The following is an 11,292-nucleotide window of genomic DNA, read 5'->3' on the forward strand; positions in this document are numbered from 1 at the left end:
GCGCTCAGACTTGTAGCTGCCCCCCCTCGGCCAGGCGTGGGTAGGCCTCGGCACCCAGCTGCTTGTAGTCGGCCTCGCTGGGGTAGATCTCCAGCGCGCTGCAGCCCTCGATGTGCTGGGGGTTGGGGTAGCCGAAGATTTCGGCATAGCGCTCGTTGCAGCGCAGCAGCATGCGCTGGCGCACATAGACGATGCCTACGCCGGCGAACTGCAGCAGCAGATCGCGCTCGCGTTCCGCCTGCATGCTTGTACTCATGCCGGGCTGTGCGGGGGGCGTGGCAACGTGGCTGTGCATCCGGTGGCGTCAGGCTGGGATGCAGCGATTGTGGGCGATTCCGGCCCGTCCTGCCCGGAGCTGGGGCACGCTGCGGCCTCGCCGCCACGTGCCCCGTGGTCGGGCGCTCAGACCCGGCGAGCCAGCTCGGCAGCCTTGCCGGTGTAGTCCCCCGGGCTCATGGCCAGCAGGCGTTGCTTCTCGGCCTCGGGCAGTTCCAGGGTCTGGATGAAGGCCTGGATGGACTCGCGGGTGATGGCCTTGCCGCGGGTCAGCTCCTTCAGGCGCTCATAGGGGTTGGGCAGGGCGTAGCGGCGCATCACGGTCTGGATGGGCTCGGCCAGCACTTCCCAGGCGCTGTCCAGGTCGGCGGCCAGGGCAGCCTCGTTGACCTCCAGCTTGTCCAGACCCTTGAGCAGGGATTCATAGCCCAAGAGGGCATAGCCCAGGGCCACGCCCATATTGCGCAGCACCGTGGAGTCGGTCAGGTCGCGCTGCCAGCGGCTGATGGGCAGCTTCTGGCTCAGATGGCTCAGCAGGGCATTGGCCAGGCCGAAGTTGCCCTCGGCGTTCTCGAAGTCGATGGGGTTGACCTTGTGCGGCATGGTGGAGCTGCCGATCTCGCCAGCCACCGTGCGCTGCTTGAAGTAGCCCAGGGAGATATAGCCCCAGACATCGCGCGACCAGTCGATCAGGATGGTGTTGGCGCGGGTGAAGGCGTCGAACAGCTCGGCCATGTAGTCATGCGGCTCGATCTGGATGGTGTAGGGGTTGAACGTCAGGCCCAGCTGCTGCTCGATCACCCGGCGGCTGAAGGTCTCCCAGTCATGCTCGGGCCAGGCGCTGAGGTGGGCGTTGTAGTTGCCCACGGCGCCGTTCATCTTGGCCAGCAGCTTGACGTCGGCGATGCGGGCGCGCGCATGCGCCAGGCGCGCCACCACATTGGCGATCTCCTTGCCCACGGTGCTGGGGCTGGCGGTCTGGCCATGGGTGCGGCTGAGCATGGGCACGGCGGCCAGGGCGTGGGCCATGCCGGACAGCTTGTCCACGATGCGGTCCAGGGTGGGCAGCATCACCTGCTCGCGCGCGGCCTTGAGCATCAGGCCGTGGCTGGTGTTGTTGATGTCCTCGCTGGTGCAGGCGAAGTGCACGAACTCGCCGGCGGCCTTGAGCTCCGCATTGCCTTCGAAACGCGACTTGAGCCAGTACTCCACGGCCTTGACGTCGTGGTTGGTGGTCTTCTCGATGTCCTTGATGGCCTGGGCATCGGCTTCGGAGAAGCGTGTCACCAGGCCGCGCAGCAGGCCGCGGGCGGCCTCGCTCAGGGGCTTGAACTCGGCAAAACCGGCGTCCGAGAGGGCGATGAACCACTCCACCTCGACCTGCACGCGGCGGTGCATCAGGCCGAACTCGGAGAGCAGCGGACGCAGCGCGGCCACGCGCGACGCGTAGCGGCCATCCAGGGGCGAGAGGGCACTGATGCTGGAGAAGGCGGAAGAGGTCATGATGGCTTGGGCGCGGAGCGAGGGCCGCACAGGCTTGGGGCAAACCCGCGGATTTTATCCGGCCCGGCCCGCCCTGCGTACCATGGCTGGCAGCGGGCGCCGTGCCCGCGCTCCTGCCTGTCCCATGCTGATCCGCAATATCTGTCTGCCCGATGGCCGCCGCGGCCAGGACCTTCTGGTGCAAGAGGGCCGCATCGCCGCGCTGGGCCCCCAGCTGAGCGCACCCGAGGGGGTGGACATCATCGACGGCCAGGGCTGGCTGCTGAGCCCGCCCTTTGTGGACGCCCATTTCCATATGGACGCCACGCTCAGCTACGGCCTGCCCCGGGTCAACCAGAGCGGCACCCTGCTGGAGGGCATCGCGCTGTGGGGCGAGCTCAAGCTCCTGCTGACGCAGGAAGCCCTGGTCGAGCGTGCCCTGGCCTATTGCGACTGGGCGGTGGCCAAGGGCCTGCTGGCCATCCGCTCCCATGTGGACATCTGCGACCCGCGCCTGCTGGCCGTGGAGGCCCTCTTGCATGTGCGCGAGCGCGTGAAGCCCTATCTGGACCTGCAGCTGGTGGCCTTCCCGCAGGACGGCGTGCTGCGCGCGCCGGGCGCGCTGGAGAACCTCAAGCGCGCCCTGGACCTGGGCGTGGACGTGGTGGGTGGTATTCCGCATTTCGAGCGAACGATGGCGGATGGCACCGCCAGCGTGACCCTGCTGTGCGAGCTGGCCGCCGAGCGCGGCCTGAGGGTGGACATGCACTGCGACGAGAGCGATGACCCCCTGTCCCGCCATGTCGAGACCCTGGCCTATGAGACCCGGCGCCTGGGCCTGCAGGGCCGGGTCACCGGCTCCCATCTCACGTCCATGCATTCCATGGACAACTACTACGTCTCCAAGCTGATCCCGCTGATGGCGGAAAGCCAGCTGCATGCGGTGGCCAACCCGCTCATCAACATCACCCTGCAGGGCCGGCACGACAGCTATCCCAAGCGCCGCGGCATGACCCGCGTGCCCGAGCTGCTGGCCGCGGGCGTGAACGTGGGCTTCGGCCACGACTGCGTGATGGACCCCTGGTACTCGCTGGGCAGCGGCGACATGCTGGAGGTGGCGGCCATGGGCCTGCATGTGGCGCAGATGACATCGCAAGCTGGCATGCGGGCCTGCTTCGAGGCGGTCACGGTCAACAACGCGCGCATCCTGGGCCTGGAGGGTTATGGCCTAGCGCCCGGCTGCAAGGCCGACTTCGTGCTGCTGCAGGCGCGCGATCCGGTGGAGGCCGTGCGCCTGCGCGCCCAGCGCCTGCTGGTGGTGCGCGGGGGCCGGGTCTTGAGCCGCTGCGCGCCCGCCACGGCCCAGCTCAGCCTGCCCGGCCGCCCGGCCACGGTGGACTGGACCCTGGCGCGCTGAGCCGGGCTCGGCGCCTCACTCGCCGCCGAAGAAGCGCCGCCGCTGCTCACCGCTGGGGTGGCTGGCAATCGCCGTGGCCCAGACCGATGAACGCTGCTCGGGGTGCTGCCGCTCGATGCGATCAAAGAAGACCAGCATGACGCGTGGGTCGCGGCCATCGCCCCGCAGCAGCTGCAGGGCGGCCGCATCGGCCTCCTGTTCCAGCTCGCGCGAATAGGCCTGGCTGCGCAGCAGGGCCGGGGCCGAGGCCAGCACACCCGAGAAGTCGCCCAGCATCAGGGCGCCCAAGGCGCTGGCCAGACCGGCCTGCACCGTCATCCGCAGACCGTGGCGGCCCCGCACATGCCCGAGTTCATGGGCCAGCACGCCGGCCAGGGCGTCGGGCTGGTCGGCCAGCAAATGGACCAGGGCATCCGTGAGCACGATTTGCCCGCCCGGCAGGGCTAGGGCATTGGGCCCCAGGCTCGGGCTAGCGGCGCGAAAGAGCAGCTGGTACTCCGGCCAGGATTCGCCACGCTCACGCGCGCGCGTCAGCCGGGCGGCAAAGTCCGCGGCGATGGCGGCCTGCTGCGAGGCAGGCAGGGCGCTGGGCATGAGCAGCAGGCCATCCAGGCCGTCCAGCGTGCGTTCACCCAGCTGAGCTTCCAGCCTCGCCGGCACGGCCTCGCTCAGGCTGCGAGCCGCCAGGGGCAGACCTTGCCACCACAGCAGGGCCAGCAGTGCGACCAGAAGCAGCCCCGCGGTCAGCGTGAGGCGCCAGCTTTGTGCCCAATGCACGGCCATGGACTCCCGCAGGCCGGAGGCGCGGGCCCAGCGGTCCCAGTCGGCGGCCTGGGTGCAGCTGAGCACGCCGCCGTCGGGTAGCAAGACCTGGCGCTGGCCGTGGCGCTGGCGCTCGGGCCACTGCACCCGGCGCAGGGCATGGCGCTGGAGCGCCCCGAGCTCGGGCTGCAGCAGCAGCTCCTGGCCCTCGCGCCAGATCTCGGCGCGCTGCACCCGGGCATGGCGCCCGTCAAAGTACTGCAGGCACAGCCTGGGGCTAGGGCCCGCCCGGGACTGCGGCATCACAGGCCCATATCGATGCCGAAGAAGTCCCCCGCGGCCTCGCCGGCGGCGTCGGGCTGTTGCAGGCTCTGCTCCGCCACCCAGGCGTCCAGCTCGCCCTGCACGCGCACACGCACGGCCTCCAGGCGCAGGCGGGCGGTGTGGACGGCGGCGAAGGGACGGTACAGGCCCAGGGTGATCAGGGTCAGCAGCCAGTTCTTCAGACTCAGCTTGATCAGGGCCCGGGCGCTGAGATCGCTGTCAAAGCGCAGCTCCTCGCTGCGCGTGCGGTTCCAGACCAGGTTCTGCAGGCGCGCCCCCAGATAGGGGCCGATCAGCAGGCCCAGGCCAAGGTAGAAGGCCAGGGCCAGCAGCACAAAGAGCAAGATGCTGCGCAGGCCCATGCTCAGCGTCACCAGGCCGGCGAACAGGGCCAGGCAGAGCAGTAGCAGGCCCAGAGCCTTCAGCGCCAGCCGATAGAAGTCGCCGGGGCCGGCCTTCAGATAGCTGCGCTGGGCCGCCATGGCGTAGTGGCCATGCTGGTAGCGCTTGATCAGGTAGAGGCTCAGGGGCAGGAGCACAACGCCCAGGCCCAGGGCCACGAGCATCAGGGCCTGCGGGGCGGCGAACTCGGCCGGGCCTTCCTGCAGGGCAGGTGCCCAGATCGTGCCGACCAGCAGCATCAGCAGCGCCGGCAGGTAGAGCGGGGCAAAGGCCAGATAGGCGCCGGCCAGATTGCCCTCGAAGCGCATGCGCAGACCGCGCCAGCTGGTATGGGCCAGGCGGAACTGCAGCCCGGCGCGCCACAGGGCCGGCCAGATCGCGCACAGGATCAGAAAGGCCAGCGCGCCGGCCAGGGCCGAGAGCTGACCGGCCAGGGCGTAGCTGCCCATCAGCAGGGCCAGCAGCACAAAGCCGCGAAACATCTTCCAGGGATCGCCGTGGAAGCTCAGGGCCTGGCCATTGATCAGGGTGTTGCTGTAGAAGTAGCGCAGGCGGCGCGCCTTGGCGAAGGGCAGGTACAGGCCCAGGGTGAGGATGATCAGCAGCAGATTGACGATCCAGATGCGGAAGTACTCGCTGCCCGAACCTGTGAATTCGACGCGGAAATAGCGGGCCGGGTTCTGGCTGCTGGGGCCGAACAGGGAGGTGTCATGCATGGGTGAGTGGTCCAGAGCTTGTGCGATGTGGCCGTGGGGAAGCCACGAGGGCGATGACCTGGGCCGGAGCGCCAGTCTCGTTGGCGCGAGCGCGCCTCACAAGACCCCCTTGGAGGGATATGTGCATGCCCCAGCCGCGCCGCTTTGTCCAGCCCGCGGCGCAACAGGTGCTTGGCTAGAATCCGCGACAACAAGGCGCCATGCCCGCAATATCACCCCATGAAGCTCATCGGTTCACTCTCCAGCCCCTATGTCCGCAAGGTCCGCATCGTGATGGCGGAGAAAAAGCTCGACTACCAGTTCGTGCTGGAAGACGTCTGGGGCAATGACAACATCCTCAAGATGAACCCCCTGGGCAAGGTGCCCTGCCTGGTCATGGAAGGCCAGGACTCGATCAGCGGCGCCGTCTTCGACTCGCGCGTGATCTGCGAGTACGTGGACACGCTCTCGCCCGTGGGCAAGCTCATTCCCGAGCGTGGCCGCGAGCGCACCGAGGTGCGCACCTGGGAAGCCCTGGCCGATGGCCTGATGGACGCGGCGATTGCCGCTCGGCTGGAGCAGACCTGGGCCGGTCGCACGGCCGAGCAGCGCTGCGAGGCCTGGGTGGAGCGTCAGATGGGCAAGCTGCAGGCGGCCCTCAAGGCCATGAGCATGGGCCTGGGCGAAAAGGCCTGGTGTTCGGGCAATCACTTCACCCTCGCCGATATCGCCGTGGGCTGCGCCCTGGCCTATCTGGACTTCCGCTTCCCAGCCGTGGACTGGCGCACGCCCTATCCCAACCTGGCGCGCATGCTGGACAAGCTGTCCACCCGTCAGAGCTTCATCGATACCGCGCCGCCCGCCGCCTGAGGCCGGCGCAGCGCGAGCCGGCGCTGCAGCAGGGTGTAGATGTCGGCCAGGCGCCGCGCAATCTCGCTGACTTGCAGCTGCCAGCGCTGGGCGATTTCCTCGATCAGCAGCCCCTGGGCGACCAGGGTCAGCAGATGTTGCTCGCAGCGCGCCAGGCCCTTGATGTCGCCCGGCACTGCGGGGGCCAGGTCTTGCGAGGCGGCCACATTGTGGGCCAGCAGCAGCTCGCTGCGCGGCAGCCCCAGGGTCTCAAGCGTCTGACGGGCCAGGGCCGGCGACATGGGAGCCTGGCCGCCCTGGCAGGCCGTCAGGGCCTCCACCAGTCCGGCGCTGGCGCCCGCATCCACCCAGTAGCCCTGGGCTCCGGCGGCCAGGGCCTCGAAGAGCAGGGGGTCGTCGACCAGACTGCTGAGCAGCAGCAGGCGGGGCCGGGGCCGCGTCGACAGGCGCTGCAGCAGGGCCAGCACATGACCATCGGCCAGACGCAGATCGCAGGCCAGCACATCGGGGGCCAGCTCCGCGATACGGGGCAGTGCCTCGTAGAGCCGGTCGCTGGCGCCCACGCAAGTCCAGCGCATCGCCCGATCCTGCTCTGGTGCTCCGAAGAGCGCGCGTTGGGCACTCAGCAGCGCGGGACGGTTGCGACGGAGCAGAAAGACGGAAGGCATGCGGACGGGATTCGGATGGCGTACTGATTGTCCCGACTTCATGTGACGAGACAATCCCGCGACCGGGTGTGTCACGCTGCGCGCTCTGCGCACGGATCCGTTCGCGTCTCAGCGCTTGTTCACCAGCACGATGCCCGCGGCCAGGGCCAGCAGGGCGAGGCCCAGCCGCGCGCTGATGGGCTCGCCCAGCAGCAGGGCGCCGGCCAGCAGGCCGAACAGCGGAGTGGCGAGCGTGAAGCTGGCCAGGCGGGTGGCCGGGTAGTGACGCACCAGCCAGAACCACAGCAGATAGCTGGCAAAGCTGATGATCACCGTCTGGAAGCCCAGCAGACCCGCTAGGCGTGCGCTCCAGGCCGTCGGCCAGGGCTCGCCCAGGGCCCAGGCCGCCAGCATCAGGGCCAGGCCCGAGACGCCCAGCTGGTAGAACAAGGTCTTCTCGGCGCTGGCGCTGGACAGGCGCGTGGCGCGGATTGCCAGGGTGGTGCCGCCCCAGAGCAGGGCGGCCAGCAGGCCCAGGCTGTCGCCCAGCCACTGCAGCTCGGAGCCGCTCTTGGTGCCGAAGCCCTCGGCAAAGGCCCAGGCCACGGCGCCAAAGGCGAGCAGCAGGCCGCCGGCCTGGCGCAGCGAGAGCCGCTCGCTGCGCGCGATGAAGGGCATGCCCAGGGCCACCACAAAGGGGCTGAGGTAGATGAAGACCACCATGCGCGAGGCGGTGGTGTACTGCAGGCCCGCAAAAATGCAGGCGAACTCGGCCGCGAAGAGGGCGCCGGCCAGCAAACCGCCGGGCAGGGTGCCGTCGCGCTGGAAGAGGGCGATGCCGCGCCAGCGCGCCCAGAGCCAGACCAGCACGGCCGCGCCGGCCGAGCGCAGCCCGGCCTGCCACAGCGGCGTGATCTCGCTGAGCGCGGCCTTGGCCGCCACCTGGTTCAGGCCCCAGAGCACGCAGCAGCCCAGCAGCAGGGTGATGGCGCGGGTGTCGAGATGGCTGTGGCGCTGGTCGCGGTTCATCTGCGCATCATGCCGGGCGCGCGGGCGACCGCTGCAGCAGCAGCGCGCAGATCGCACCGGCGAGCGCACCGCTCAGATGGGCGGCGGGCGCGATGGCGATGTCCCAGCCCTCCACCTGGCGCAGCGGCGTGCCCAGGGGTTGCTCCAGCGCCAGCTTGAGGGCCAGACCCAGCAGCAGGGCGAGCCCGATATGACGCTCGCGCGCCGGGCGGCCGGCGGCCGTCAGGGCCAGGCCCAGCACGGCGGCGCCGGCATGCAGCACGCCCGAGAGCCCGCCGTAGTGTGGCAGGGAAGGGGCCAGCAGCAGCAGGCCCAGCTGGGTGAGCGGCCAGGCCAGCAGCCAGGCCAGGGCGGCGCGCGGCGGCAGCGCGGCGCGCCAGCCCACCCAGGCCAGCACGGCACAGCCGGCCAGATTGGCCAGCAGATGCTGCAGGCTCAGATGCACGGCGGCGGCGCTCCAGGCGCGCCAGGGCTCTTGCCAGGCCAGGCCGGGCTGCCAGTCCAGGCCGCTGCGGGGCAGGGGCCAGACCAGCAGGGCCAGCAGGGCCAGGGCTGCGGCCAGGGCCGGCCAGGCGCCCGACGCTCGCCGCGCGCTCAGCCCGGGAAGACGCTGTGCCACAGGGCCAGCACCGCATCGCGGTGGCGCGCCAGATCCAGGGCTTCCAGGCGGTCCTCGGGCAGGGAGGTGGGCTGCTCATCCAGGCGCGCCCGGTGCTGGGCACGGCGCAGCTCGCGGTAGGCCGCGGCCGCGGCCTGGCCCACGCCCATGGGCAGCAGACCGGCGGCCTCGGCCCGCTGCAGCAGGGCAATGGTGCCGGCGTTGTCCTGCAGCTCCGGGTGTGCGGCGGCCTGGGTCAGCACCAGGTACTGCAGGGCGAACTCGGCATCCATCATGCCGCCGGGGCTGTGCTTGAGCTCGAACTCGCCCGCACGCACCGGCCGCGCGCCCCGCACCTTCTCGCGCATGGCCTGCACCTCGGCACGCAGGGCCGCGGCGTCGCGCGGTGCGGTCAGCACGGCCCGGCGCACGCCTTCGAAGCGTGCGGCCAGGGCGGGGTCGCCGGCGCAGAAGCGCGCCCGCGTGATGGCCTGGTGCTCCCAGGTCCAGGCGGTGTTGCTGCCGCGGCCGGTCTGGTAGTTCTCGAAGGACTGCAGCGAGGTGACCAGCAGACCCGAGTTGCCATTGGGGCGCAGGGCGGTGTCGATGTCGAAGAGCTCGCCGGCCGCGGTGCGCAGGGTCAGCCAGGTGATGAGCTTGCGCACAAAGGCGGCGTAGATCTCGTGGGCGTTTTCGTCCTCGTCGTCAAAGAGGAAGACCACGTCCAGGTCGCTGCCATAGCCCAGCTCCTTGCCGCCCAGCTTGCCGTAGGCCACCACGGCAAAGCGCGGTGCCGGCCGGTGGGCCTGCTTGAGGCGTGCCCAGGCCCAGTCGATGGCGCATTGCAGGGTGGCGTCGGCCAGGGCGGAGAGTTCGTCGGCCACCTGCTCCACGGTGATGCGTCGCTCCACATCACGCACCAGGGTGCGGAAGACTTCCGCATGATGGGCGCGGCGCAGGGTGTCGAGCAGGGCTTCCTCGTCGGCCTCGCCGCTGCGCTCCCAGGCCGCGTGGCGGGCGTGCAGATCGGCAATGAACTCCGCGCCCTCGAAGCGCTGGCTCAGCAGCCGGGTGTCGGCCAGCTCATCGATCACGCCGGGGTGCAGCATCAGATAGCGCATGGGCCAGCGGGCCAGGCCCAGCAGGCGCAGCAGGCGCGTCTGCACGGCAGGCCGCTCCACCAGCAGGGCCAGATAGCTCTCGCGGCGCAGCAGGGGTTCGATCCAGTCCACAAAGCGCAGGGCCCCCGCCAGCTCGCACTCCTGCTCCTGCACGGCCTGGGCGGCGCGGCCCACCAGCTTGGCCAGGCGCAAACGCGATTCCTCGCGCAGGGCCTGCACCCGGGGGCTCAGGGCCCAGCGACGCACCGCCTCACCCAGCTCGGGCGGCAGTTTTTCCAGAAATTCCTCGGCATCCACCGGCAGGGCCGGTCCGCCGCAGTTGCCGCCCTTGCAGGCCCCGGGCTTGGGGGACTGGCCGTCGTGCAGCAGGGCATCGAACTCGGTGGCCACCAGCTCGCGCACCTCGCACAGCCGGTCCAGCAGCTCGCAGACCCCGGGCGCACAGCCGCTGCGGCTGGAGCCTGGCTTGAGGTCCAGGCTGTGCGCGATCCAGGAGAGGTCGCGATCCTCGCAGGGCAGGCAATGCGTCTGCTGATCGTCCAGATACTGGATGCGGTGCTCCACCCGGCGCAGGAATTCATAAGCCTGGATCAGCTGCTCGGCCATGTCCGGCTTCATCAGGCCGCGGGCGGCCAGGCGGCGCAGGGCCTTGACCGTGGAGCGGGTGCGGATCTCGGGGAACTGGCCGCCGCGCACCACCTGCAGCAGCTGCACGGTGAATTCGATCTCGCGGATGCCGCCGCGCGAGAGCTTCACATCATTGGCGCGCTCGGGCCGCCCGGCGGCGCGGCGGCCGGCCTCGTCGCGGATCTTGCGGTGCAGCTGGCGCAGGCCCTCCAGCACGCCGTAGTCCAGATAGCGGCGGTAGACGAAGGGCGTCACCAGGCTGCGCAGGGCCAGGGCGCGCTGCTTGGCGGCCGGGTCCAGCGGCGCCACCACCCGGCTCTTGAGCCAGGCGAAGCGTTCCCACTCGCGGCCCTGCACCAGAAAGTATTCCTCCAGCATGGCCAGGCTTACCACCGGCGGGCCGGAGTTGCCGTTCGGCCGCAGGGCCAGGTCCACGCGGAAGACCTGGCCGTCCTCGGTCACCTCGCCGATCAGGGCATAGAGGCGCCTGGCCACCAGGGCGAAGTACTCGTGGGCGGTGATGGGTTTGGCGCCGTCGGTCTGCCCCTCGTCGTCATAGACATAGATCAGGTCGATGTCCGAAGACACATTGAGCTCGCGTGCACCGAGCTTGCCCATGCCCACGACCCAGAAGTCGATCACCTCGCCCGCCGCATTGCGCGGCTGGCCGTTGATCTCGTCCTGGGCCTTGCGGGCCTCGGCCAGGGCCAGATCCAGGGTGGCCTCGGCCAGATGGGTCATGGCCAGGGTGATGTCGGCCATGGAGCAGCCCTGCTCCACGTCCAGCACCGCCAGGCGTTCCAGCACCAGCTGGCGTGCCACGCGCAAGGCCGCGGCGAGCGCCCGACCGCCCGCCTGCAGCTCAGCCACCAGGGCCTGGATGCCGGCCAGGTCCGGCAGGCCGGGCGGCAGCAGGGTCAGCTCTTGAGCGTAGCGGCGGCGTATGCGCTGCACAAAGCGGCTGTGCTCGGCCTGGGCTGCCGTGGCGGGCGGATGGGACTGCAAGGGATGCTGGGTCGAACTCATGTGAGGGGGCACGCTG

Annotated in this window: 10 protein-coding genes; 2 read left to right on the forward strand and 8 right to left on the reverse strand. The window is 70.1% G+C overall.

All coding sequences use genetic code 11. The features are described 5' to 3' along the window. Nucleotides 1-4: 4 nt before the first annotated feature. Both DFR39_RS20100 and purB read right to left on the reverse strand, forming a co-directional pair. Complete coding sequence (locus DFR39_RS20100; protein WP_246030663.1) at nucleotides 5-244, reverse strand: hypothetical protein; 240 nt, start codon at nucleotides 242-244, stop codon at nucleotides 5-7. 158 nt (nucleotides 245-402) lie between these two features. Next, a complete protein-coding gene (gene purB, locus DFR39_RS04085; protein ID WP_133602236.1) occupies nucleotides 403-1,779 on the reverse strand; it encodes an adenylosuccinate lyase in 1,377 nt (458 codons plus the stop codon). A gap of 124 nt (nucleotides 1,780-1,903) precedes the next feature. On the opposite strand from purB, the gene DFR39_RS04090 reads away from it, so the two are divergent. Further along, nucleotides 1,904-3,175, forward strand: coding sequence for an amidohydrolase family protein (locus tag DFR39_RS04090; RefSeq protein WP_133602237.1), 1,272 nt, complete (start codon nucleotides 1,904-1,906; stop codon nucleotides 3,173-3,175). A 15-nt stretch (nucleotides 3,176-3,190) separates the two neighbouring features. On the opposite strand, the gene DFR39_RS04095 is transcribed toward DFR39_RS04090, so the two are convergent. Both DFR39_RS04095 and DFR39_RS04100 read right to left on the reverse strand, forming a co-directional pair. Beyond that, nucleotides 3,191-4,240, reverse strand: a complete 1,050-nt coding sequence (locus DFR39_RS04095) for a M48 family metallopeptidase (RefSeq protein ID WP_133602238.1) — start codon at nucleotides 4,238-4,240, stop codon at nucleotides 3,191-3,193. Then, complete coding sequence (locus DFR39_RS04100) at nucleotides 4,240-5,379, reverse strand: YjgN family protein (protein WP_133602239.1); 1,140 nt, start codon at nucleotides 5,377-5,379, stop codon at nucleotides 4,240-4,242. The genes DFR39_RS04095 and DFR39_RS04100 overlap by 1 nt, the downstream gene beginning before the upstream one ends. Nucleotides 5,380-5,598: 219 nt before the next feature. On the opposite strand from DFR39_RS04100, the gene DFR39_RS04105 reads away from it, so the two are divergent. Next, a complete protein-coding gene (locus DFR39_RS04105) occupies nucleotides 5,599-6,228 on the forward strand; it encodes a glutathione S-transferase C-terminal domain-containing protein (RefSeq protein WP_133602240.1) in 630 nt (209 codons plus the stop codon). Here the strand turns inward: DFR39_RS04105 and DFR39_RS04110 are convergent. The 4 genes from DFR39_RS04110 to glnE all read right to left on the reverse strand — a co-directional run bounded on the left by DFR39_RS04110 (nucleotide 6,192) and on the right by glnE (nucleotide 11,276). After that, on the reverse strand, nucleotides 6,192-6,896 hold the full coding sequence (locus DFR39_RS04110; RefSeq protein ID WP_162849421.1) for a response regulator: 705 nt from the start codon (nucleotides 6,894-6,896) through the stop codon (nucleotides 6,192-6,194). The genes DFR39_RS04105 and DFR39_RS04110 overlap by 37 nt on opposite strands. Before the next feature lie 108 nt (nucleotides 6,897-7,004). Then, nucleotides 7,005-7,904, reverse strand: coding sequence for a DMT family transporter (locus DFR39_RS04115; RefSeq protein ID WP_133602242.1), 900 nt, complete (start codon nucleotides 7,902-7,904; stop codon nucleotides 7,005-7,007). Nucleotides 7,905-7,911: 7 nt separating this feature from the next. Then, nucleotides 7,912-8,523: a rhombosortase gene (rrtA, locus tag DFR39_RS04120; protein ID WP_133602243.1), complete on the reverse strand. Its 612-nt coding sequence runs from the start codon at nucleotides 8,521-8,523 to the stop codon at nucleotides 7,912-7,914. Next, a complete protein-coding gene (glnE, locus tag DFR39_RS04125) occupies nucleotides 8,499-11,276 on the reverse strand; it encodes a bifunctional [glutamate--ammonia ligase]-adenylyl-L-tyrosine phosphorylase/[glutamate--ammonia-ligase] adenylyltransferase (protein WP_133602244.1) in 2,778 nt (925 codons plus the stop codon). Before glnE ends, rrtA begins: the two co-directional genes overlap by 25 nt. Nucleotides 11,277-11,292: the final 16 nt, after the last annotated feature.

Source organism: Roseateles asaccharophilus, assembly GCF_004362405.1.
Taxonomy (GTDB): Bacteria; Pseudomonadota; Gammaproteobacteria; order Burkholderiales; family Burkholderiaceae_C; genus Kinneretia; species Kinneretia asaccharophila.